Here is a 21,068-nt window from a genome sequence, read left to right on the forward strand (position 1 = left end):
CGGAACGAACATGCAGACCACTTCACTCCCGATCCAGGTATCGACCCCAAGCCCGGCGCCGCAGCGCGCGAACGCCGCGCCGCAGGCCGACAACGCGCAGTTCTCGCAGGCGCTGTCGCGCGAAATGGCGCAGCGCCAGGACAGCCCGGCGCCCGCCGCGGCCAGGCCGCAGGCCGCCCCCGCGCCGGCGCAAGCGAAGCCGGCGAGCGCAAAAACAAACGAGGCAAAACCACAGGGCGCCAAAACCGACGACGCCAAGCCGGCCAGCGCCAGCAAGGACGAGACGCGGGACGACGGCGCCGACGCCGCGGCCGTCACCCCCGTGGCGGAACTGATGGCGATGATGGCCAGCTTCAACCAGGCGCCCGCGGCAAGCGCGCCGGCGGACGATCCGGTCGCGGCCGAGGCGGCGGCCGCCATTGCGGCCAGCGGCATGGGCAAGCAGCTCAAGGCCGATCCCGACGCCGCGCCTGGCAAGGCGCCGGCGCTGCCGCCCGCCGATGGGGCGATTGCTCCCGGCGGGAAGGACGCCGTCGCCGCCATCGAAGGCGCCGCGCGCTTTTCGGTGACGGAACTGGCAGGCGCCGCCGCGAAGGCAGCGCGCCCGCAGGCCGGCGAACCGGTTGCGGCACACGCTGCCAATTCCGCGCACACCCGGGATCTGCTGGCCGCGGGCGCGCCCAAAGCCGACCTGGCCGATGCGCCAGCCGCGCCGCGCCACGCACAGGCCGAACCGGCCGCGGCACCACTGCACGCCGAGCCGGCGCCGCGGGTGCGCGACGCCGACGTCGCAGTCCTCAAGGATCAGGCGCCGGCCGCGCCGGTTTCCGCGCCCGTGCAGCAGGCGGCGCTGACGCTGGCGCAGGCGGTGCACGGCGCGCCTGCAGCCGACCGCATCGCCGCGCGGGTCGGCACGCCGGCCTGGGACAACCAGGTTGGCCAGAAGATCATCTGGATGGTGGCAGGCAAGGACCAGAGCGCGACGCTGACGCTGAACCCGCCCGACATGGGACCGATGCAGGTGGTGCTGAACGTGCACAACGACCAGGCCAGCGTTACCTTCAGCGCGGCCCAGCCGGAAGTGCGCCAGGCGCTGGAAAACGCGATGCCGAAGCTGCGCGAGATGCTGGGGCAGTCCGGCATTGCGCTGGGCAACGCCACGGTCGATGCCGGTTCGCCGAACCAGCAGCAGGCCCAGGGCGAGTCGCCGCGCGGCAACCGCCCGGACGCCCGCTTCGGCGTGGACGCCAAGCCGGAAGCGCGGAGCGGGGCCACACTCCTGCGCAACGGGGGCGGCCTGGGGCTGGTCGATACCTTCGCGTAAGGGGCGCCGGTCCGCTTGGAGCGCTTGCCGCCTCGCAAAAACGACGAGGTGGGAGCGCTTGTTCCCTCTTTTCAACGCATGAGGCCGCGCACTTATTCCCGATAATGACATAATGACGGCGCAATCCATGAATTCAGGCAGAGTACCTTGAAAGCAAACGCAAAAATGAAAGCTGATACGAAGGCAGAACCCTCCGCGGCACCGGCCTCGACCAAGAAAGTTGTGCTCCTGATCGCCATTTCTGCGCTGGTGGTCGGCCTCGGCGGCGGCGGCGCCTGGTATTTCCTGCGCCCACATGAGGCGGGCACCGAACACAAGGTCGCCAAGGCCGAGCCGCCCGAATACGTGCCGCTCGAACAATTCGTGGTCAACCTGCAGCCGGAGAACGGCGAGCAGTACCTGCAGATCGCCTTCACGCTGCAAGTGCCGACCCAGAAAGATGGCGAAGTCATCAAGGCCAACATGGCCAAGGTTCGCAGCCGTATCCTGTTGCTGCTGTCTGGCCACAAGGCCTCGGAAATTTCCTCGGTGGACGGCAAGAAGCTGCTGTCGAAGGAAATCTTGGCCGCCGTGAACCAGCCGTTCGTCGACAAGGGCGAGCCGCAGCACGTCAGCGACGTGCTGTTTACCGCATTCATCATTCAGTAAGAACACCATGGCCGATAATTTCCTCTCCCAGGAAGAAGTTGATGCCCTGCTCAAGGGCGTCAACGGCGATCAGGACGACACGGCTGCGCCTGAAGAAACGACGGGAGTGCGCACCTACAACCTGGCGACCCAGGAACGCATCGTGCGCGGCCGCATGCCGACGCTCGAGATCATCAACGAGCGCTTCGCGCGCCTGTTGCGGGTCGGCCTGTTCAACTTCCTGCGCCGCAGCGCCGAAGTGTCGGTCGGCTCGGTGCGGGTGTCCAAGTACAGCGAATTCATCCGCAACCTGGTGGTGCCGACCAACCTGAACCTGGTGCACATGAAGCCGCTGCGCGGCACCGCCCTGATGGTGTTCGACCCGGGCCTGGTGTTCCTGCTGGTCGACAACCTGTTCGGCGGCGACGGCCGCTTCCACACCCGCGTCGAGGGCCGCGACTTTACCCAGACCGAGCAGCGCATCATCATGCGCATCCTCGACATCGTGTTCGAGGCCTACACCAAGTCGTGGGAGCCGGTGTTCCCGGTCGAGTTCGAATACATCCGCTCCGAGATGAACACCCAGTTCGCCAATATCGCCACGCCGAACGAGGTGGTGGTGTCGTCGACCTTCACGGTGGAGCTGGGCTCGGTGTCGGGCCAGATCCACTTCTGCATGCCGTACTCGATGATCGAGCCGATCCGCGACGCCCTGACCTCGAGCCTGCAGGGCGAGGCGCTGGAAGTGGACAAGCGCTGGATCCGCCTGATGACGCAGCAGATCCAGGTCGCCGAGGTCGAGCTGGTCGCCACGCTGGGCACCGGCAAGGCCTCGTTCGACGACATCCTGAACATGAAGGTGGGCGACATCATTCCGCTCAACGTGCCGGAGCAGATCCAGGCCACGGTGGACGGGGTGCCGGTGATGGACTGCACCTACGGCGTGCTCAACGGACAATACGCGCTGAAGGTCGAGAAGCTGCTCGCCAACACCGATTCCAAATAATTTCACGGCGGCGCCCGGCGCCGCACCATTGCAACACAGGAGAGCAACATGGCCGATAATCAAGACGACCAAAGCATGGACGACGACTGGGGCGCGGCGATTGCCGAACAGGCCCGCGCTGAAGCGGCCGCCCTGCAGAACCAGGCCGCCAGCGCGGCCGTGTTCAAGGACTTTTCCGGCAAGAGCACCAAGACCGACACGCCGAACGACATCGACTTCATCCTCGACATCCCGGTGCAGCTGACGGTCGAGCTGGGGCGCACCAAGATCGCCATCAAGAACCTGCTGCAGCTGGCGCAGGGCTCGGTGGTCGAGCTCGACGGCCTGGCCGGCGAGCCGATGGACGTGCTGGTCAACGGCTGCCTGATCGCCCAGGGCGAAGTGGTGGTGGTCAACGACAAGTTCGGCATTCGCCTCACCGACATCATCACGCCGTCGGAACGGATCCGAAAACTCAATAAATGATGGCGCGCCTCCTGCCCGCCCTCGCGCTCGCCGCCTGTCTCGCGGGCGGCGCGGCCGAGGCGCGCCAGCAGCCGGCGCCCGCGCCGGCGGTAGTCGAACCTGGGGTCAGGTCCGCCGGACCTGACCCCGCCTTGGTCGCCGCCAGGCCGGCCGCGCCGGCGCCGCAGCCCGCCGGTCCTACTGCCGCCGGCAGCCTGCTCCAAACCATCTCCGCGCTGTGCCTGGTGCTTGGCCTGCTGGCCGTGCTGGCCTGGTTCATGAAACGCTACGGCCCCAGGGCCGTAGCCGGTTCGGCCAACGTGCGCCTGGTCGGCGCCCTCAACCTGGGAGGACGCGAGCGCATCATGGTGGTCGAAGTGGGCGACCAGTGGATCGTGGTGGGCGCCTCGCCCGGCCGCGTGAATGCGCTGGCGACCATGCCGCGCCAGCAAGAGGCCGAACCGGCCGCGCTGCTGCATCCGCACCAGCCGCCGGCATCGAGCTTTTCCGACTGGCTCAAACAGACGATCGACAAACGCAATGCGAAATAAGAAACTCCTGCTGGCGCTGGCCGCCTTCGCGATGCCGGCCTTCGCCATGGCCGCCCAGGGCATCCCCGCCTTCACCAGCGCGCCCGCCCCGGGCGGCGGCACCGCCTACTCGCTGCCGGTCCAGACGCTGATCCTGATGACGGCGCTGACGTTCCTGCCGGCGGCGCTGCTGATGATGACGGGCTTCACCCGCATCATCATCGTGCTCGGCCTGCTGCGCCAGGCGCTCGGCACCCAGTCGGCGCCGCCCAACCAGGTGATGATCGGGCTGGCGCTGTTCCTGACCTTCTTCGTGATGGGCCCCACCTTCGACAAGATCTACACCGAGGCCTACCTGCCGTTGCAGGAAAACAAGATCCAGATGGCCGAGGCGATGGAAAAAGGCGTGCAGCCCTTGAAAGCCTTCATGACCAAGCAGACGCGCCAGTCGGACCTGGCGCTGTTCGTCAAGATTTCGCGCTCGCCGGCGCTGCAGGGGCCGGAAGACATTCCGCTGCGCGTGCTGATCCCGGCCTTCGTCACCAGCGAGCTGAAGACGGCGTTCCAGATCGGCTTCGCCATCTTCATCCCCTTCCTGATCATCGACATGGTGGTGGCGTCGGTGCTGATGTCGATGGGCATGATGATGATGTCGCCGGCGGTCATTTCGCTGCCGTTCAAGCTGATGCTGTTCGTGCTGGTCGACGGCTGGCAGCTGCTGCTCGGCTCGCTGTCGCAGAGCTTCTACTAGGGAGCGCGCGATGACTCCCGAAACCGTCATGACGATGGGCCGCAACGCGATGGAAGTGACCTTGATGGTGGCCGCGCCGATGCTGCTGGTGGCCTTGATCATCGGCCTGGTGGTCAGCATCTTCCAGGCCGCCACCCAGATCAACGAAGCGACCTTGTCGTTCATCCCGAAACTGGTCGGCATCTTCGTCGCGCTGGTGGTGGCCGGGCCGTGGATGTTGTCCGTCATGCTCGACTACATGCGCCAGGTCTTCACCGGCATTCCCGGCATGATCGGCTAAGCACGCATGCTGACGCTGACCAGCGGCGAAATGAACACCTGGATCGCCGCGCTGCTGTGGCCGCTCACGCGCATCCTCGGCCTGATCGCCACCGCTCCCCTGTTCGGCAATACCGCGGTGCCGGTGTCGGTCAAGGCCGTGCTCGGCATTTTGCTGGCGATGATCATCGCGCCGGCCATCCCCGCCCTGCCGGCGGCCGACCCGATGTCGCTGGCCGGTTTCATGATCCTGCTGCGCGAACTGCTGATCGGCCTGGCGATGGGGATCGTCATGCGCATCGTGTTCGCCGCCATCGAAATGGCGGGCGAAGTGGCGAGCATGACGATGGGCCTGGGCTTCGCCAGCTTCTTCGATCCGCTGACGGCCGGCCGCTCCTCGGCGGTGAGCCAGTTCCTGGTGCTGGTGGCGACCATGGTGTTCATCGCCGCCAACGCCCACCTGGTGCTGCTGCAGGCGCTGGCCGAAAGCTTCATGACGATGCCGGTGGCGGCCACGCCGATCGCCGGCGGCGCGCCGCTGGAACTGGCGCGCTGGGGCGCGCGCATCTTTTCGGCAGGACTGCAGCTGTCGCTGCCGATCGTCGCCGCCCTGCTGATCACGAATATCGCGCTGGGCATCCTGACCCGCGCCGCGCCGCAGCTGAACCTGTTCGCGCTGGGCTTCCCGATCACGCTGGGAGTGGGCCTGCTGCTGGTGAGCCTGTCGCTGCCCTACCTGGCTACGCCGATCCAGAACCTGTTCAACCAGGGGATCGAAGCTGCGCGCCTGCTGCCGCGCAGCGGCGCCGCGCGCGTGGCGCCGCCCGCCGTTCCGAACCGCTAGCTTGTCGTCGTGGGGTAAGGGTCCGACCGCGGACGCCTGGTCCGACGGGTCAGACCCGGATGTCGAATCAGCCGATGTAGTTGAACAGCGACAGGCTGGTGACCGACTTGAACGTCTTCTGGGCCGCCTCGAGCGTGGCCTGCTGCTGCGAGAACAGCGAAATCGTCTTGACCAGGTCCAGGTCCTGCAGCGTCGACAGCGTTGCCGCGTATTGCACGTCGGCGTCGCTGCCGATGGTGTCGAGCGTGTCGAGCACCTTCTGGCTCGCGCCGATCGACGAACGCACCGACAGCACGTTGTCCAGACCGGCGCCGAGGTTGCCGATCGCCTCGGAGATGCCGTTGCCCAGCGCCTGCCTGTCGGCGGACGTGACGACCGGCGCGCGCAAGGTCGAGATGAGGTTGCTCAGCGTGGTAAACAGCGACTGGCGCTGGCTCGGCTGCGCCGCAAAGGTGTCGCCGTCGGACGGGGCGCCGGCAATGTTGAACTGCATGCCGGCGACCGTGATCGGGGCGTCGCTGGTGTAGGGCGCGACCGCCACCACCTGGCTCGGCGGCACGGTGGTCTGGTCGGTGATCGTGTAGGTGGTCGGATTGCCGGCCACGACGCTGAAGGCGATGCTGTAAGTGTGATTGTCGAGCTGGGCCGGATCGCTGACCACCCCGGCCGAGATCGTGGCCTTGCCGGTATTGGCGGCGCCGACCGACGTGGCGAAGGTGCCGTTGCCGGTCGGGATGCCCATGAAGATCGCGCTGCCGGCTTCATTGATCGCCACCTTGCGCGACGACGACACCTGCACCTGCACCTGGCCCTGGTCGCCCTGGTAATCGACGCTGCCGTTGTTGTTGACGAACGGCATGGTGGTGGAGCGATAGCCGGCGAACAGGTAGCCGCCGTTGCCGTCCGACGAATTGGCCAGCGCGACCAGGTCCTCCAGCCGGCCCTGCAGTTCGTTGGCGTAGGTGGCGCGGTCGCTGGCCGAATTGGCGCCGCTGCCGGCCGCCACCGCGATCGTCTGCACGTCCTGGATCAGGTTCTGCACGCCCGTCACCGCCACTTCCTGCTGCGCCAGCGCCGAACGCGCGTTGGCGCGGTTGTCGCCGTACTGGGCGTTGACCGCCTGCGACTGGGTCACTTCCAGCGCGCGCGCCGAGGCGATCGGATCGTCCGCCGCGCTGAGCATGCGGCGGTTGGTCGACAGCTGCTGCTGGGTGCGCGCCAGTTGGCTCTGCAAGGTGCCGACCTGGCTGCTCGACTGCGAATAAATCGTGTTGGTGCTGATACGCATGGGAATCCTTGGTTATCGTCCGAGCGACAGCAGCGTGTCGAACATGGTGCTGGCGATCTGCATCACCTTGCCGGCCGCCTGGTAGGCCTGCTGGTACTTGAGCAGGTTGGCCGCCTCTTCATCGAGGTTCACGCCCGACACGCTCTGCTGGACATTGGTCGCCTGCGCCAGCATCGCCGCGCTCGCTTCGCCATTGACCTGCACTTCGCGCGCCTTGTTGCCGATCGTGCTGACGATCTGGGCGAAGGCGCTCTGGTAGGTGCTTTGATGGTTGTCGAGGATCGGCTTGGTCTGCAGCTCGCCCATCTTCAGCAGGTTGCGGTTGTCGTTGACGCCGAGCGCGGTGCGCGCCACGGTGAATTTGTCGCCGTCGGCCGGCGTGCCGGTAAACGCCACCGTGACGCCGCCGAAGGCGTAGCTGGCGCCGTCGACAAACGGAATCGTCGCCGCGCCCGCGGTGTAGCTGGCGGTGGTGGCCGGATTGCCCGGCGTCGTGACCGTCACCGTCTGGCCGGCCGGAAAGCCGGTCAGCTCGCCGGTGGCGCCCTTGAAGGTCAGCGTGGACGGCGTGAAGCCGGCCGCCGCGGCCGGAAAAGTCGCATCGACCGAGCCTTCGCTGATCTTCGCCTTGCCGTTGTTGGCGGCGCCCGGCAAGGTCATGATCGGGCCGGCGGCGGCGATATCGGCAATGCTGCGCGCGGCCACGGTGAACTGGGCGGCGCCGTTGGCGGTCGGGCGCACCAGGAAGGTGTCGCCCGGCTGCTGCTTGCCGGAAATGGTGAACGCCAGGCCGTCGATCACGACGCTCTGCGGCCCGGGCTGGGTGTAGGCGCCCAGCACGGTCGGCGGCGCATGCGGATCGGACAGCTTCTGGACCGAAAACTTCGACGTGGCCTGGTCGAAACTGACCTGGTAATCGCTGGTGGTCAGCTGGCTCGGGTCGACCAGCGTCGCCGTCACCACGCTCGGCGCGCTGGGGTCCGCCGGCAGCTTGTTGGCGTTGACGCCGAAGGCCGGCGCCGCCGGCGCGAACAGGTCGCCGCCCAGCTTGCCCGTGCTGTCCTGCCCCAGGTGGTTCTGGGCGTTGAAGGTCGCGCCCAGCACCATCGCCATCCGGCCGAGGGCGTTCTGGGCGGTGTCGAGGGTGTGGCTGCGGAAATCGAGCAGTCCGCCCAGTTCGCCGCCGCTGACGGACGACTCGGCCAGGATGGTGGTCTTCTGGCCGCTGACGTAGGCCACTTCGATGCGCGACGGGTCGCCCGGCGCCTGCACCGCGGCGAGCTGGAAGGCTTTGGCGCCGACCACCAGCGGCTGGCCGGCGCCGATCGACACGGTCAGCGTGTTGTTATCGCCTGGCATTGCCGTGGCCTTGACCTGCTTGTTCAGGTCGAGCACCAGCTGGTCGCGCGAATCGAGCAGGTCGTTCGGGGCGTTGCCGGTGGCGTTGGTGAGCGTGCTGATCTGGTCATTCAGCTTGGCGATCTGGCTCGCGTAGGAATTGATCAGCGTGACGTTCGAGCTGATCTGGCCGTTCACGCCGGCGCGGATGTCCTGCAGCTGGCCGTTCAGCCCCTGGAAGCGCGAGGACAGCGATTCGGCGCTCGACAGGAATGCCTGGCGCGCCGGCGTCGAGGCCGCGTTCGCGGTCATGCTCTGCACCGAGCGGAAGAAATCCTGCATCGCCGGCGACAGGCCGGTGGTGGTGTCGGCCATCAGGTTGTCGACCTGGCTGGCCTGGGCGTTGTAGGAGTTCAGTGCGCTGGTCGCCGCCTGGGCGCTGCGCACCTGGGCGTTGAGGAAATCGTCGGAAAAGCGCTTGATCTCGGCGATCTGGGTGCCGCTGCCGACGAAACCGTAGCCCTGGTCCTGCGCGGTATTGGTCGACTGCACGACGGTCTGGCGGCTGTAGCCGGTGACGTTGGCGTTGGCGATGTTGTGGCCGGTCGTGGCCAGGCCCGCCTGCGCGGCGTACAGTCCGGTCTTGCCGATATTGAGGAGATTTCCAGCCATGATCGTTGTGCTTTCTATGCTGCGGTATCTACTCTACGGCAGATTCCGCCAAAACTTGACTTGACGAAACGTCAAGCCAGCGAATGGGTGATGATCCGGCTGAGCTTTGCGGCATAGTGCGGATCGGTCGCGTAGCCGGCCTTCTGCAGGCCGTGGGCGAATTTCGACGCATCTCCGGCGCTGGCCAGCACCTTCTCGTAGCGTGGATTGTTCGACAACATCCTGGCGTAATCCTTGAAGCTGTCGGCGTAGGAATCGTAGGCGCGGAATTTCTCGACGCGGGTCTGCGGCACGCCGCCCACGTACTCGGTGGTGACCGCATTGACAACCTTGCCTTTCCAGCCAGGACCGGCCTTGATGCCGAACAGGTTGTGGCTGGCGCTGCCGTCGGCGTGCTTGATTTCGCGCTTGCCCCAGCCCGACTCAAGCGCGGCCTGGCCCAGCATGAACTTGGCCGGGATGCCGGTCGCCTTGCTGGCCAGTTCGGCGTCGGCGCCCAGCTTTTCCTGGAACGAGCGGATGTGCGGCGCCTGGTTCTTCGACGAGACCGGGGAAACGCTTTCGGCCGACTTGACCGGCGCGGACGCCGCCGCCGGCAGCGCCAGCGCAGCCGGCTGGACGCCCTGCTCGCCGCCGATCGCCAGCGCCTGCGCGTTGGCGGCGTTGGCGCCCAGCTGGCGCACCAGCACGTCGGCCAGCCCGACGCCGCGCTTGGCCAGGTTCTGGCTCATCTGCTGGTCGAGCATGGTGGTGAAGGTCCTGGTCTGCTGGCTGTCGAGCATGCCGTCCTGCGGCGTGGCGTCGCGCATGCTCTTCATCATCATGTTGATGAACATCGCCTCGAACTGGGTCGCGGCCTGCTTCAACGCCTCGGGCGAACCGGCCTTGGCCGACTGCTTCAGGCCGGCGACGCCGTTGGCGTCGAAGGCGAGCCGGCTGGTGAGGTCGTTCGATTGGATGGCCATGGTCAGATGATTTCGAGTTCGGCGCGCAGCGAACCGGCGGCCTTGAGCGCCTGCAGGATAGCCAGCAGGTCCTGCGGCGAGGCGCCGATCGCGTTCATCGCCTTGACCACTTCGGCCAGGTTGGCGCCGCCCTTGACCAGCACCACCTTGCCCGGATCCTTCTTGACTTCGATCTGGGCCGACTGCGTGACCACGGTCTTGCCTTTCGAAAGCGCGTTCGGCTGGCTGACCTGCGGCTCGTTGGAGATCGTCACCGACAAGTTGCCGTGCGAAATCGCGCACTGCTCCAGCGTCACGGCCTGGTTCATCACGACCGAGCCGGTGCGCGCGTTCATGATCACCTTGGCGGCCGAGGCGGCCGGCGACACTTCGAGGCCCTCGAGGATGCCGAGGAAGGCGACGCGCTGGTCCGACGAGGACGGCGTCATCACGCGGATCACGCGGCCGTCCAGCGCGGTGGCGATGCCGGGGCCGAAATGGTTGTTGACCGCTTCGACCACGCGGCTGGCGGTGAGGAAGTCGGTGGTGTTCAGTTCGAGCTTGATCTGGTTGCCGGCGCCGAGGCTGTTGGCGACCGCGCGCTCCACGGTGGCGCCGCCGGAAATTTTGCCGACCGAAAGGTGGTTGACCTGCACCTGCGAACCGCCGGCCGATGCGCCGACGCCGCCCACCAGCACGTTACCCTGGGCCATGGCGTAGACCTGGTTGTCGGCGCCTTGCAGCGGCGTCATCACCAGGGTGCCGCCGCGCAGGCTCTTGGCGTTGCCGATCGACGACACCGTGATGTCGATGGTCTGGCCGGGCTGGGCGAAGGCCGGCAGCGAAGCCGTGACCATCACCGCGGCGACGTTCTTCAGCTGCAGGCTGGTGCCGGCCGGCAGGTTAACGCCCTTCTGCTGCAGCATCGCGACGATCGACTGCACGGTGAACGGCGTCTGGGTGGTCTGGTCGCCGGTGCCGTCGAGGCCGACGACGATGCCGTAGCCGGACAACTGGTTCTGGCGCACGCCGCCGATGCTGGCGAGGTCCTTCAGGCGTTCGGCCTGCGCGGCCGGCGCGAGGATCAGCGCGGCGCACAGGGCGATGAGAGGTTTGGAGAAGCGCATCGTCATCCCGATCAGAACGGCAGCAGCGACTGGAAGAAGCGCGAGGCCATCGCGGTCATCTCGGCGCGGTCGATCTGGCTGTTGGTGCGGTACTCGACGCGCGCGTCGGCCACCTGGGTCGACGACACCACGTTGCCCGACTGGATGGTGTCCGGGTTGATCATGCCGGAGAAGCGGATGAATTCGACGCCCTTGTTCATGGCGACCTGCTTCTCGCCGGCGACGATCAGGTTGCCGTTGGCCAGCACCTCGGTCACGGTCACGCCCATGGTGCCGGTGAAGGTGTTGCTGGCGCTCTGGTTGTCGCCGTCGGAAAACTTGGTGGCGCCGTTGGCGGCCACGGTGGCGCCGAGGCGGCCCTGGGCGATGCCGGGCGCGGCGAAGCTGACCGAGCCGGTCTTGTTGCCCGAGCTGGCGCCGGCCTTGACGGCGGCGGTCTTCTCGGTGATCTGGATGGTGAGGATGTCGCCGATGTGGCGCGCGCGGCGGTCTTCGAACATCGGCCGGTAGGTCGACGCCTGGAAGATCGCGCCTTCGGAGGGCGGCGCGGCTTCGACCAGCGCCGGGCGGCTGCTGGTCGGACGCTGGACGATCGAGGTCGGGGTGGTCGAGCAGCCGGCCAGCGCCAGCAACCCGAGGAAAGCGAGCTTTTTCATAATTGGGACAGTTTCTGCAGCATCTGGTCGGACGTGGTGATCGCCTTGCTGTTGATCTCGTAGGCGCGCTGGGTCTGGATCATGTTGACCATTTCCTCGACGATGTTGACGTTCGAGGTTTCGACATAGCCTTGCATCAGCACGCCGGCGCCGTTGGTGCCGGGGGTGTTGGTATTCGGGCTGCCGGAGGCGCCCGTCTCGACATACAGGTTTTCGCCCTTCGACTCGAGGCCGGCCGGATTGACGAAGGTGGTCAGCTGCAGCGTGCCGATCTGGGTCGGCGCACTCGATCCGGGCACGGTGACCGAGACGGTGCCGTCGCGGCCGATGGTGATCGATTGCGCGTTGTTCGGCACGGTGATGGCAGGCTGCACGACGAAGCCGGAGGCGGTCACCAGCTGGCCGTTGGCGTCGCTCTGGAACGAGCCGTCGCGGGTGTAGGCGGCGGTGCCGTCGGGCATCAGCACGGAGAAAAAGCCCGAGCCGTTGACCATCACGTCTTTCGAATTGCCGGTCGACTGGGGATTGCCTTGCGTGAAGATGCGTTCGGTGGCGACCGCATGCACGCCGGTGCCGATCTGCAGCCCGGACGGCAGGCTGGTCTGCTGCGACGACTGGGCGCCGGGCTGGCGCACGTTCTGGTACAGCAGGTCCTCGAACACGGCGCGCGAACGCTTGAAGCCGTTGGTGCTGACGTTGGCCAGGTTATTGGTGATGACGTCAAGGTTGGTCTGCTGTGCTTCCAGGCCGGTCTTGGCGATGAACAGGGAACGAATCATTTGCTTCTCCACTAACGAGGCCGGCGAATACCGCCATGCACACGATCATTATGGAGTCACAGGCGTCAACCCAAAGCGAGGATCTGGGTTGCTTTCGTGGCGTTATTCTCGGCGTTCTTCAGCAAGCTCATTTGAGTTTCGAAAGAACGTGCCAAAGAGATCATGTTGACCATCATGTCGACCGGGCTGACGTTGCTGCCCTCGAGCGAGCCGCCGGCCACCGACACGAGCGGATCGGCTTGCGCGGCCTTGCCATCCTTCAAACGGAACAGGCCGTCGTCGCCGCGAACCAGGTCCGCTTCGGGCGGATTGACCAGCTTGAGGCGTCCCAGCACGGTCGGCGTGCCCGGCTTGGTGCCGGCGGCGATGGTGGAAATGGTGCCGTCGCCGCCGATGGCCACGGTGACGTCCGGCGGGACCGAGATCGGGCCGCCGTCGCCGGCCACGGCGTTGCCGCCGGTGCCGGTCAACAGGCCGTTCTCGTTCATCTGCAGCGCGCCGTTGCGGGTGTAGGCTTCGCTGCCGTCAGGCATCTGCAAGGCGATCCAGCCCTTGCCCTTGATCGCCACGTCGAGGTCGCGCCCGGTCGCCTGCAGCGGGCCGGACGAGAAGTCGGCGCCGACGGTCGAATTGACGACGAAGGCGCGGGTCGGCAAGGTGCCGCCCTCGACCTGGACCGCGCGGAACGAATCGATCTGGGCGCGAAAGCCGGTGGTGCTGACGTTGGCCAGGTTGTGCGAAGTCGTCGCCTGCTGTTCCAGGATGTGCTTGGCGCCGCTGGCGGCGGTGTAGATCAGACGGTCCATGAATTTCCTTTAGGCGACGACGAAAGCATTAACGCAGGTTGACCAGGGTCTGCAGCACCGAGTCCTGGGTCTTGATGGTCTGCGCGTTGGCCTGGTAGACGCGCTGCGCGGTGATCATGTTGACCAGTTCGGCCGTCAGGTCGACGTTCGAGTTCTCGACCGCCGACGACTGCAGCACGCCCAGGCTGCCCGAGCTCGGCGCGCCGATCAGCGGCACGCCCGAGTTCGACGTTTCGGCCCAGGCGTTGTTGCCCAGCGGCGTCAGCCCGTTCGGGTTGGCGAAGTTGGCCAGCACGATCTGGCCCAGCGCCTGCGACTGGCCGTTGCTGTACTGGCCGAGGATGGTGCCGTCGGCGCCGGCCGAGAAGCGTTGCAGGTGGCCGGCGGTGTAGCCGTCCTGGGTCGATTTCTTCTCGCTGGTGGCGGCGCCGTACTGGCTGCTGCCGGCAAAGCCCATCTGCACCGTCAGGGTGCCCTGGGCGCCGGTCGGCGGGAAGATCGGCAGGGCCACGGTCAGCGGCAGCGTCTGCGGCGCCATCGCCGCGTTCGACAACGCGCCGTTGCCGTCGAAGTCGAGGTGACCGATCCGCACCGACTTCACCGACACCGCCGCGGCGATGTCCTTGTCGACGATCGCCGGCGTATTGCCGACGGTGTTGCCCGAACTGGTGGCGGCGGCGGTGATGGCGGCCACCTGCGCCGGCGTGGCGCCGGCGGCGACGGCAGCGGCCCCGACCATGGCATTCGCCGCGGCGGCATAGGTGGCCAGGGCCGCGCTGGCGGCGGCCGGATTCGGCGGCACCGCGGCGTTCGCGACCACCCAGGCGTCGCGGGCAGTGTTGACGGCGGTGAAGGCGCCGCCGCTGCCCTGGGCGGCCGCGGCCACCTTCAGGTTATTGATCTCGGTGCCGTCGTTGGCCGCATACACGTCCCAGTGGCCGGCCGAGGTCTTCACGTAGAAGGTCGACAGCACGTGGGAATTGCCCAGCGAATCGTAGACGTCGATCGGGGTCTGCTTGTTGTAGCTGGTCGGATCGTTGGCGTCGAAATTCGGGTTCAGCGGCACGTCGGCGCCCGAATCGAGGTTGATCTCGTGGTCCACCTTGCCGGTGGCGACCGGCTTCAGGTCGGCCGTGCTGATTTGAATCGGCACCGGCGAACCGGCCAGGATGGTGCCGTTCGGGCCGGTCGCGTAGCCGGTCAACTGGGCGCCCTGGGCGTTGACCATGAAGCCGGACTTGTCGAGCGAAAACTGGCCGTTGCGCGAATACTGGGTCACGCCGCCGAGCGAGGTGCGGAAGAAGCCGGCGCCGTTGATGGCGATGTCGAGCGGGTTGTTGGACGATTCGATATTACCTTGCGAGAAAGTCTGGGCGATCTGCGACACCTTGGTGCCGATGCCGGCCTGGCCGCCGCCGGCGCCGTTGAGCGAGTTGGCGTAGACGTCGGCGAACTGCGCCTGCGAACCCTTGAAGCCGACGGTGCTGGCGTTGGCGATGTTGTTGCCGATGACGTCGAGCGATTTTGCAGCGCCGTTCAAGCCGCTAAGTCCCTGTTGAAAAGACATGGTGTTCTCCTGGTAAAAGTGTGGTCGCGGTCCGGGCTTACAGAATCTGCTTGATGTCGCTCATCGACACCTGGCCCCGGGTGGGCAAATTGAGTTTGACGCCGTTGGCGGCGCTGGTGGTGACGCTGGCGACGCTGTCGAACGAGAGCGCCTTGGCATCCTTGAGTTGTTCGCCGTTGCGGGTGGCGACGACGCGGATCAGGTACTTGCCGTCCTTCAGCGCCTCGGCCGCGCCGTCCGGCATGCCGTCCCAGGCGATCGGCGTGGTGCCCGGCTGCTGGGCGCCCATGTCGATGGTCTGCACGTCCTTGCCGGTGGTCGGGTCGGTGACGATCAGCTTGACGCTGTCGGCCGGGCTGGCCAGGTCGACGCCCATGATGCCCTTGCCGCCGGACAGCTGGACGTCGCCGCCCTCGACCAGCACGCCGTGGCCGATCATGTTGGTGGCGGCCATCGCCTCGGACGACTGGTAGCTGGTCTTGAGCGACTCGAGCGTGGTATTGAGCTTGTTGACGCCGGTGACGGTCGACAGCTGGGCCAGCTGGCTGGTGATCTGGGCGTTGTCGAGCGGGTTCATCGGATCCTGGTTCTTCAGCTGGGTGACCAGCAGGGTCAGGAACTTGTTGGTGTCGGCCTCGACGCTGCCGTCGGCGACCGTGGTCTTCTTCGGATTGACCGTGGCCAGCAGGTCCGGCGAGACGGTCTGGGAAATGGTGTTCAGTGCCATAGTGAGCTTCAGAAGTAGGTTACTGACCGAGCGTCAGGGTCTTGAGCAGCAGGGTCTTGGCCGCGTTCATGGTTTCCACGTTGGTCTGGTAGGAGCGCGAGGCCGACAGCATGTTGACCATCTCGTCGACCACGTTCACGTTCGGCATGGCCACGTAACCCTTGTCGTCGGCCATCGGATGCTTGGGGTCGTACACCTGCTTGAGCGGGCTCGGGTCCTCGATCACCTGGGCCACCTTGACCGCGGTGCCGCCCGCTTCGAGCGGGACCGCCTCGAACACCACCTGCTTGGCGCGGTAGGCCTGGCCGCTGGCCGAGGTGGCGCTGTCGGCGTTGGCCAGGTTGCTGGCGGTGGCGTTCAGGCGCTGCGCCTGGGCGCTCATGGCCGAACCGGACACGTTGAAGATATTAAACAGCGACATGATTATTGTCCTCCCTGGATGGCCGCCATCAGGCTGCGGATTTGATGGTTGATCATCGTGATGCCGGCTTCGTAGCGCACGGCGTTGTCGGCAAACTGGTTGCGCTCGACGTCCATGTCGACGGTGTTGCCGTCGACCGCGCCCTGCGCCACATTGCGGTACTGCACCTGGGTGCCGTCCGGCAGCATGTTGCCGTCCGGCGCGCCGCCCAGGTGGGCCGGGCTGGTCGCGGCCAGCTGGCCGGCCGGGGGCGCGGTGCGCGCCATGGTCGCCTGCAGCGCGCTGGCAAAGTCGATGTCGCGCGCCTTGAAGTTCGGCGTGTCCGCGTTGGCGATGTTCGATGCGAGCAATTGCTGCCGCTGCGAGCGCAGGCTCAGCGCGGCTTCGTTAAAACGCAGGTAATCGTCGAGTTTGCCAATCATGTCAGCTCCAGGTGGGTCCTTGTCGCCAGGGTTGGCGGCAATGATCTTGTTATGACAGGATCGATCATACGGCCCGGTGCAAGGGCTCAATCGAAGGATAAGGACAGTCAAAGCGCGGCTATTCGATGTTTCGCCAAAGAATCATGAGGCCTAAGATGGCATCATTCCCGCACACCGCCATCCCATGAAAACCACATTGCTCGCCGCCCTTCTCCTCGCCTCGCCGCTGGCGCTTGCCCAGCAGGCGGCCGCCCCGCGGCAGGATCTGAAGGCGCTGCAAAGCGTCGTGGTGGATTTTCTGAAGGTCCAGGGCGCCGGCCTGCCCGGCACCGTGTCGGTCGAGGTGCGCCCGCTGGACGCGCGCATGAGTCTGGCGGCCTGCCCGGCGCCGGAAGCGTTCCTGCAGCCAGGCGCGCGCGCCTGGGGCAACACCACGGTGGGCGTGCGCTGTGCGGCGCCGACCGCGTGGAAAGTGTATATTCAAGCCAAGGTGGCGGTCCAGGGCGAGTACGTCGCCGCCGCGGTGCCGCTGGCGCAGGGCCAGCCGATCGAGCAATCGCAGCTGGTGTTGATGCAGGGCGACCTGGCGGCGCTGCCGAACGGCGTGCTGACCGACATGGCCCAGGCGGTCGGACGCAGCAGCACGGTGTCGGTGCAGGCCGGCGCGCCCTTGCGCCTCGATGGGTTGAAAAGCAAGCCCGTGGTGCAACAGGGCCAGGCGGTGCGCGTGGTGTCGACCGGCGCCGGATTTTCCGTGTCGGCCGAGGCGAAAGCGATCGGCAACGCCAGCGAAGGCCAGGTGGTGCAGGTGCGTACGCCGGCGGGCAAGATCCTGAGCGGCGTGGCGAAAGAAGGAGGTTTGGTCGAAGTGGCGATCTGAACACTTGTTCGGAATGCCATTGATGTGCGCTAAAGTTTGCAGCCCGCGGGCCGTTACTTACGCATATCAAGGAGTAGTTGCTCTGGCCAGAGAAGGAAGATGCTGTGAAAATTAACGATACCCTCAAGACAAGCCCTGGCCTGCCGGCGGCGAATACGCCTGCGGCTGGCGCCAAGGGTGCGGAGCGGGCCGCCGGCGCGACGCCGGCCCCGTCCGACAGCGTGCGCCTGTCGTCGCAGGGCCAGGCACTGGCTGGCGCCGTCGGCGCCGGCGCCGTGTTCGACGCCAAGAAAGTCGAACGCATCAAGATGGCCATCGCCGATGGCCAGTTCTCCGTCAATTCAGAGAAAGTAGCGGACGGCCTGCTGGAAACAGTGCGCGACCTGTTGCATTCCCGCAAACGATAGATTTTTCATGACCAGCCCTGCCACCACCCTGCGCGACGAACAGCAACTGATCGCCTCCCTGATCGACACGATGCAACAGGAACAAGCTTTCCTGATTCGCGCGGACAGCGATGGCTTGTCGGACCTGACCCCGCACAAGGCCGAGCTGGTGCAGCAGATGGCCGCGTTGTCGGTGCGGCGCCACCAGGCGCTGGCCGCAGCCGGGTTTGCCGCCAACGAAAGCGGCATGGTGACGTGGATGGCGGCGCACGGCGACGAGCCGACCCGCGGCGAATGGCGCGAACTGCTGGCGCGCACCGCCGACGCCAAGGAACTGAACCGCGTCAACGGCATGCTGATCAACAAGCAGATGAATCATACGCAAGTGGCGCTCAACGCCATGCGCATGCGGGCCGGCGGCGCTGACGGCGCCGTTTATGGGCCGAGCGGCCAGGCCGCCGCCTCCGGCCCGTCGCGCCGCTTCGTGGTCGGCTGACCCCCTCCGTTTAATTTCCGTAACACAGCTTTTTCCGCGCACAATTGCGGCGGCGCGAATTGTCGCGACCGTCCGCAACACCGCGCCGATTTGTGTTTACAAGTTCGCGGCCTTGCCGGATCATCATTTCATGAGTTTTCGCCAACCCATCAGGTGATTTTCGCGCGGCGCGGACTCTGTTCCCATAGAGCAAAAAACTTGATACGGAGAAAGCATGAACTGGAACCAGATCTGCAGGACAGGACTCGCCGCGCTGGCGTGCGCGCTGAGCATCGGCGCACAGGCCGCCACCTCGAACGGCGTCACCGCCACGCTCGCCACCGACAAGCATTCGCTCGGCAAGACCGACGCCGTGGTGGTCAACGTGACCATCACCAACACCTCGGCCAGCCCGCAATACGTGCTGAAGTGGCACACGCCGTTCGGCGAAATCGAGGAGTCGCTGTTCAAGGTCACGCGCGACGGCCTGCCCGTGCCCTACCTCGGCGCCCACTACAAGCGCCAGGCGCCGACTGCGGCCGATTACTACCTGCTCAAGCCCGGCGCCGCGCACAGCATGAAGGTCGAGCTGTCGTCGATGTACGACATGAGCATCACCGGCGACTACCAGGTCAGCTACAACGCTAAATCGCTGCAGCTGTTCAGCACCGAGCTGGCTGGCAAGGGCGCGCCGCGCGAGATCGGCGAAATCACCTCGGCGCCGCTGACGATCTGGATCGACGGCGCGCAGCCGCGCGGCACCCTGTCGAAAGGCGCGACCATCGACGAGATGCGCGCAGCGCAGGGCGGCCAGGGGCTGGCGTTCAACAAGTGCACGGCCGAACAGCAGACCACGGTGACGCAGGCACTGGCGGCCGGGTCGGGGATGGCCAGCGACGGCGACGCTTACATGCAGCGCGGCACGATCGGCTCGCGTTACGTCAAGTGGTTCGGCGCCAACGATTCGGCGCGTGCCAACACCGTCAAGGCCCACTTCGTCGCGCTCAAGGATGCGTTCGCCAACAAGCCGGTGACGGTCGACTGCGGCTGCAAGAAGACCTACTACGCCTACGTGTATCCGACCCAGCCCTACGTGATTTATGTGTGCAAGGCGTTCTGGACCGCGCCGATGACCGGCACCGATTCGAAGGGCGGCACCCTGGTGCACGAGATGAGCCACTTCAACGTGGTAGCCGGCACCGACGACTGGGTGTATGGCCAGTCCGGCGCGGCCAGCCTGGCGATCAGCGATCCATCGAAGGCGATCGACAACGCCGACTCGCACGAGTATTTCGGCGAGAATACGCCGACGCTGCAGTAACAAGGAAAAATGGGGCCCTCGCACAGGCGGGTCCCCATCGTTGAAATGCACCAATTTGGTGCATTTTTTATTTGCCGATGTGAGCGAACATGGCCGAGTCGGGCTCGACCGGCGTGGCGTCCGCAATCTTCTTCACGTCGGCCAGATAGCTGCCGCTGTAGTTCAGCTGGTAGGTATGGCGCCCCTGCATGAAGGCGTAGGCGCGGGTGATGTCGATGGTGTTCTTCAGCTGACTGTGCGGCTTGACGGCGACATAGTCGGCCTTGCCCAGCGGCGCGCGCTTGACGGTCGGCCCGATATAGTCGAGCGGATCGCCATTCGAGCTGTCGCGCACTTCGAACCAGTTGCCGAACAGCTCCTGCTCGGTCGCCACCGAGCGCGCGACCCACACCGTGCGGTCGCTCTGGTTGTCGATGGTCAGGCGCACCAGCACCTTGCCGTCGCGCGACTCGACCTGCACTTTTTCGCTGACCGGATTCATCATGCCGTCCCGTGCGCTGGCGCTGCCGCCGGCGACGACCACCGCCGCCACGCAGGCCGCGCCCAGCAATGCCGCCAGAATACTCTTTGTTGCTGCCCTGCCCATCACCTGCTCCAAAATAAAAAGAATCGTCCGAAAAGAATTGGCGCGATTGTGCGCCGCTCCATGGCGTTCGCCAAGCGCACTTGCGCAAAGTTACAAAGGAAAGGCGCGCGGCGTTTGACCACGCGCAATGCACGGGCGCTAGCGGGTCGGAATTTCCGTCGTCGCGTCGGGCAATGCCGACAGGATCGTCACCGCCACGCGGCGGTTGCGCGCGCGCCCTTCGGCCTCGTCGTTCGACGCCACCGGGATGTTCGAGCCGTGCCCGACCACCGTCATGCGCTCCGGCGCCACGCCGCTGTCGATGAACAGCCGCACCACCGCGCCGGCCCGCGCGGCCGACAGTTCCCAGTTCGACGGGAACACCGGATTGCGGATGTTCAGGTTGTCGGTGTGCCCTTCGACCTGCAAGGTGTGCGGATCGTCGCGCAGCAGCACCGCCAGCGCCTGCAGCGCCTCGCGCGAATCGGCCGTCAGGGTCGCATTGCCCGAATCGAACAGCACGCTCGCGTTGATCTCGACGCTGACTCCGCGGCTGTTCTGCGTGACCCTCACCTTGCCTTCCTTGACCAGCGGCGCCAATGTGGAAGTGAGGTCGCGCGCCAGCGTGGTCAGGCGCTCGCGCTCGCGCCGCAGCGCTTCGGCGCGGCGCTTGGCGACGATGTTCGGCAGCGAGATCGCGCCCTGGATTTCGGTGGTCGACCTGGGCGCGATCCGGCCGCCGAAGGCGTTCCCGAGCGCGTCGGAAAACACCTTGTACTTGCCTTCGTTGACCACCGAGATCGCGTACATCACGACGAAGAACGCGAACAGCAATGTGATGAAGTCGGCGTACGAGATCAGCCAGCGCTCGTGGTTGTCGGTGGTCTCGTCGTATTTTTTGCGCGCCATG

Annotated in this window: 25 protein-coding genes; 12 read left to right on the forward strand and 13 right to left on the reverse strand. The window is 66.2% G+C overall.

Annotated elements, in window-relative coordinates; translation table 11 throughout:
- Positions 1-10 precede the first annotated feature (10 nt).
- The 8 genes from AC1D02_RS14430 to fliR all read left to right on the forward strand — a co-directional run bounded on the left by AC1D02_RS14430 (position 11) and on the right by fliR (position 5,784).
- Positions 11-1,324: a flagellar hook-length control protein FliK gene (locus AC1D02_RS14430; protein WP_477317989.1), complete on the forward strand. Its 1,314-nt coding sequence runs from the start codon at positions 11-13 to the stop codon at positions 1,322-1,324.
- Between the two features lie 165 nt (positions 1,325-1,489).
- Positions 1,490-1,972 carry a flagellar basal body-associated protein FliL gene (gene fliL / locus AC1D02_RS14435; protein WP_477317991.1) on the forward strand — a complete coding sequence of 161 codons (483 nt, stop codon included), beginning with the start codon at positions 1,490-1,492 and terminating at the stop codon, positions 1,970-1,972.
- Positions 1,973-1,979: 7 nt separating this feature from the next.
- Positions 1,980-2,957 (forward strand): flagellar motor switch protein FliM, encoded by a 978-nt coding sequence (fliM, locus tag AC1D02_RS14440; protein WP_477317993.1) that lies wholly within the window; start codon positions 1,980-1,982, stop codon positions 2,955-2,957.
- A 48-nt stretch (positions 2,958-3,005) separates the two neighbouring features.
- Positions 3,006-3,422 (forward strand): flagellar motor switch protein FliN, encoded by a 417-nt coding sequence (gene fliN / locus AC1D02_RS14445; protein ID WP_477317995.1) that lies wholly within the window; start codon positions 3,006-3,008, stop codon positions 3,420-3,422.
- On the forward strand, positions 3,419-3,952 hold the full coding sequence (fliO, locus tag AC1D02_RS14450) for a flagellar biosynthetic protein FliO (RefSeq protein WP_477317997.1): 534 nt from the start codon (positions 3,419-3,421) through the stop codon (positions 3,950-3,952). Before fliN ends, fliO begins: the two co-directional genes overlap by 4 nt.
- On the forward strand, positions 3,942-4,682 hold the full coding sequence (gene fliP, locus AC1D02_RS14455) for a flagellar type III secretion system pore protein FliP (protein ID WP_477317999.1): 741 nt from the start codon (positions 3,942-3,944) through the stop codon (positions 4,680-4,682). The genes fliO and fliP overlap by 11 nt, the downstream gene beginning before the upstream one ends.
- Before the next feature lie 10 nt (positions 4,683-4,692).
- A complete protein-coding gene (gene fliQ / locus AC1D02_RS14460; protein WP_477318001.1) occupies positions 4,693-4,962 on the forward strand; it encodes a flagellar biosynthesis protein FliQ in 270 nt (89 codons plus the stop codon).
- Positions 4,963-4,968: 6 nt separating this feature from the next.
- Positions 4,969-5,784 (forward strand): flagellar biosynthetic protein FliR, encoded by an 816-nt coding sequence (gene fliR, locus AC1D02_RS14465; RefSeq protein ID WP_477318003.1) that lies wholly within the window; start codon positions 4,969-4,971, stop codon positions 5,782-5,784.
- A gap of 67 nt (positions 5,785-5,851) precedes the next feature.
- Here fliR and flgL read toward each other — a convergent pair whose 3' ends face one another.
- The 11 genes from flgL to flgB all read right to left on the reverse strand — a co-directional run bounded on the left by flgL (position 5,852) and on the right by flgB (position 16,531).
- Positions 5,852-7,072 (reverse strand): flagellar hook-associated protein FlgL, encoded by a 1,221-nt coding sequence (gene flgL, locus AC1D02_RS14470; protein WP_477318005.1) that lies wholly within the window; start codon positions 7,070-7,072, stop codon positions 5,852-5,854.
- A 12-nt stretch (positions 7,073-7,084) separates the two neighbouring features.
- On the reverse strand, positions 7,085-9,082 hold the full coding sequence (gene flgK, locus AC1D02_RS14475) for a flagellar hook-associated protein FlgK (protein ID WP_477318007.1): 1,998 nt from the start codon (positions 9,080-9,082) through the stop codon (positions 7,085-7,087).
- Positions 9,083-9,153: 71 nt separating this feature from the next.
- The gene (gene flgJ / locus AC1D02_RS14480; protein ID WP_477318009.1) at positions 9,154-10,047 is read right to left on the reverse strand and encodes a flagellar assembly peptidoglycan hydrolase FlgJ; all 894 of its coding nucleotides are present in this window, start codon (positions 10,045-10,047) and stop codon (positions 9,154-9,156) included.
- Between the two features lie 2 nt (positions 10,048-10,049).
- Positions 10,050-11,153 carry a flagellar basal body P-ring protein FlgI gene (locus AC1D02_RS14485; RefSeq protein ID WP_477318011.1) on the reverse strand — a complete coding sequence of 368 codons (1,104 nt, stop codon included), beginning with the start codon at positions 11,151-11,153 and terminating at the stop codon, positions 10,050-10,052.
- 11 nt (positions 11,154-11,164) lie between these two features.
- On the reverse strand, positions 11,165-11,809 hold the full coding sequence (locus AC1D02_RS14490) for a flagellar basal body L-ring protein FlgH (protein WP_477318013.1): 645 nt from the start codon (positions 11,807-11,809) through the stop codon (positions 11,165-11,167).
- Complete coding sequence (flgG, locus tag AC1D02_RS14495; protein ID WP_477318015.1) at positions 11,806-12,588, reverse strand: flagellar basal-body rod protein FlgG; 783 nt, start codon at positions 12,586-12,588, stop codon at positions 11,806-11,808. The genes AC1D02_RS14490 and flgG overlap by 4 nt, the downstream gene beginning before the upstream one ends.
- A 65-nt stretch (positions 12,589-12,653) precedes the next feature.
- Positions 12,654-13,394 carry a flagellar basal-body rod protein FlgF gene (gene flgF / locus AC1D02_RS14500; RefSeq protein ID WP_477318017.1) on the reverse strand — a complete coding sequence of 247 codons (741 nt, stop codon included), beginning with the start codon at positions 13,392-13,394 and terminating at the stop codon, positions 12,654-12,656.
- Positions 13,395-13,422: 28 nt separating this feature from the next.
- Positions 13,423-14,961, reverse strand: coding sequence for a flagellar hook protein FlgE (locus AC1D02_RS14505; RefSeq protein WP_477318019.1), 1,539 nt, complete (start codon positions 14,959-14,961; stop codon positions 13,423-13,425).
- Between the two features lie 37 nt (positions 14,962-14,998).
- Entirely contained in the window at positions 14,999-15,688 is a 690-nt protein-coding gene (locus AC1D02_RS14510) for a flagellar hook assembly protein FlgD (RefSeq protein WP_477318021.1), read from the reverse strand.
- Positions 15,689-15,707: 19 nt separating this feature from the next.
- Positions 15,708-16,109, reverse strand: a complete 402-nt coding sequence (gene flgC, locus AC1D02_RS14515; RefSeq protein ID WP_477318023.1) for a flagellar basal body rod protein FlgC — start codon at positions 16,107-16,109, stop codon at positions 15,708-15,710.
- Between the two features lie 2 nt (positions 16,110-16,111).
- A complete protein-coding gene (gene flgB / locus AC1D02_RS14520; protein ID WP_477318025.1) occupies positions 16,112-16,531 on the reverse strand; it encodes a flagellar basal body rod protein FlgB in 420 nt (139 codons plus the stop codon).
- 184 nt (positions 16,532-16,715) lie between these two features.
- On the opposite strand from flgB, the gene flgA reads away from it, so the two are divergent.
- From flgA to AC1D02_RS14540, 4 genes are all read left to right on the forward strand, one after another.
- Positions 16,716-17,411 (forward strand): flagellar basal body P-ring formation chaperone FlgA, encoded by a 696-nt coding sequence (gene flgA, locus AC1D02_RS14525; RefSeq protein WP_477318027.1) that lies wholly within the window; start codon positions 16,716-16,718, stop codon positions 17,409-17,411.
- Positions 17,412-17,515: 104 nt separating this feature from the next.
- On the forward strand, positions 17,516-17,818 hold the full coding sequence (gene flgM / locus AC1D02_RS14530) for a flagellar biosynthesis anti-sigma factor FlgM (protein ID WP_477318029.1): 303 nt from the start codon (positions 17,516-17,518) through the stop codon (positions 17,816-17,818).
- A 7-nt stretch (positions 17,819-17,825) separates the two neighbouring features.
- On the forward strand, positions 17,826-18,293 hold the full coding sequence (locus AC1D02_RS14535) for a flagella synthesis protein FlgN (protein ID WP_477318031.1): 468 nt from the start codon (positions 17,826-17,828) through the stop codon (positions 18,291-18,293).
- Positions 18,294-18,507: 214 nt separating this feature from the next.
- Entirely contained in the window at positions 18,508-19,593 is a 1,086-nt protein-coding gene (locus tag AC1D02_RS14540) for a M35 family metalloendopeptidase (RefSeq protein ID WP_477318033.1), read from the forward strand.
- Between the two features lie 67 nt (positions 19,594-19,660).
- On the opposite strand, the gene AC1D02_RS14545 is transcribed toward AC1D02_RS14540, so the two are convergent.
- Both AC1D02_RS14545 and motD read right to left on the reverse strand, forming a co-directional pair.
- The gene (locus AC1D02_RS14545; RefSeq protein WP_477318035.1) at positions 19,661-20,179 is read right to left on the reverse strand and encodes a hypothetical protein; all 519 of its coding nucleotides are present in this window, start codon (positions 20,177-20,179) and stop codon (positions 19,661-19,663) included.
- Between the two features lie 138 nt (positions 20,180-20,317).
- Complete coding sequence (gene motD, locus AC1D02_RS14550; RefSeq protein ID WP_477318037.1) at positions 20,318-21,067, reverse strand: flagellar motor protein MotD; 750 nt, start codon at positions 21,065-21,067, stop codon at positions 20,318-20,320.
- Between the last annotated feature and the right edge of the window lies 1 nt (position 21,068).

Source organism: Massilia sp. P1_C10 (assembly GCF_056406475.1).

Bases quoted from the DNA above. Each gene is read 5' to 3' on its own strand.
- AC1D02_RS14430 (WP_477317989.1), top strand. From the start codon at position 11: ATGCAGACCACTTCACTCCCGATCCAGGTATCGACCCCAAGCCCGGCG.
- fliL (WP_477317991.1), top strand. From the start codon at position 1,490: ATGAAAGCTGATACGAAGGCAGAACCCTCCGCGGCACCGGCCTCGACC.
- fliM (WP_477317993.1), top strand. From the start codon at position 1,980: ATGGCCGATAATTTCCTCTCCCAGGAAGAAGTTGATGCCCTGCTCAAG.
- fliN (WP_477317995.1), top strand. From the start codon at position 3,006: ATGGCCGATAATCAAGACGACCAAAGCATGGACGACGACTGGGGCGCG.
- fliO (WP_477317997.1), top strand. From the start codon at position 3,419: ATGATGGCGCGCCTCCTGCCCGCCCTCGCGCTCGCCGCCTGTCTCGCG.
- fliP (WP_477317999.1), top strand. From the start codon at position 3,942: ATGCGAAATAAGAAACTCCTGCTGGCGCTGGCCGCCTTCGCGATGCCG.
- fliQ (WP_477318001.1), top strand. From the start codon at position 4,693: ATGACTCCCGAAACCGTCATGACGATGGGCCGCAACGCGATGGAAGTG.
- fliR (WP_477318003.1), top strand. From the start codon at position 4,969: ATGCTGACGCTGACCAGCGGCGAAATGAACACCTGGATCGCCGCGCTG.
- flgL (WP_477318005.1), bottom strand. From the start codon at position 7,072: ATGCGTATCAGCACCAACACGATTTATTCGCAGTCGAGCAGCCAGGTC.
- flgK (WP_477318007.1), bottom strand. From the start codon at position 9,082: ATGGCTGGAAATCTCCTCAATATCGGCAAGACCGGACTGTACGCCGCG.
- flgJ (WP_477318009.1), bottom strand. From the start codon at position 10,047: ATGGCCATCCAATCGAACGACCTCACCAGCCGGCTCGCCTTCGACGCC.
- AC1D02_RS14485 (WP_477318011.1), bottom strand. From the start codon at position 11,153: ATGCGCTTCTCCAAACCTCTCATCGCCCTGTGCGCCGCGCTGATCCTC.
- AC1D02_RS14490 (WP_477318013.1), bottom strand. From the start codon at position 11,809: ATGAAAAAGCTCGCTTTCCTCGGGTTGCTGGCGCTGGCCGGCTGCTCG.
- flgG (WP_477318015.1), bottom strand. From the start codon at position 12,588: ATGATTCGTTCCCTGTTCATCGCCAAGACCGGCCTGGAAGCACAGCAG.
- flgF (WP_477318017.1), bottom strand. From the start codon at position 13,394: ATGGACCGTCTGATCTACACCGCCGCCAGCGGCGCCAAGCACATCCTG.
- AC1D02_RS14505 (WP_477318019.1), bottom strand. From the start codon at position 14,961: ATGTCTTTTCAACAGGGACTTAGCGGCTTGAACGGCGCTGCAAAATCG.
- AC1D02_RS14510 (WP_477318021.1), bottom strand. From the start codon at position 15,688: ATGGCACTGAACACCATTTCCCAGACCGTCTCGCCGGACCTGCTGGCC.
- flgC (WP_477318023.1), bottom strand. From the start codon at position 16,109: ATGTCGCTGTTTAATATCTTCAACGTGTCCGGTTCGGCCATGAGCGCC.
- flgB (WP_477318025.1), bottom strand. From the start codon at position 16,531: ATGATTGGCAAACTCGACGATTACCTGCGTTTTAACGAAGCCGCGCTG.
- flgA (WP_477318027.1), top strand. From the start codon at position 16,716: ATGAAAACCACATTGCTCGCCGCCCTTCTCCTCGCCTCGCCGCTGGCG.
- AC1D02_RS14535 (WP_477318031.1), top strand. From the start codon at position 17,826: ATGACCAGCCCTGCCACCACCCTGCGCGACGAACAGCAACTGATCGCC.
- AC1D02_RS14540 (WP_477318033.1), top strand. From the start codon at position 18,508: ATGAACTGGAACCAGATCTGCAGGACAGGACTCGCCGCGCTGGCGTGC.
- AC1D02_RS14545 (WP_477318035.1), bottom strand. From the start codon at position 20,179: ATGGGCAGGGCAGCAACAAAGAGTATTCTGGCGGCATTGCTGGGCGCG.
- motD (WP_477318037.1), bottom strand. From the start codon at position 21,067: ATGGCGCGCAAAAAATACGACGAGACCACCGACAACCACGAGCGCTGG.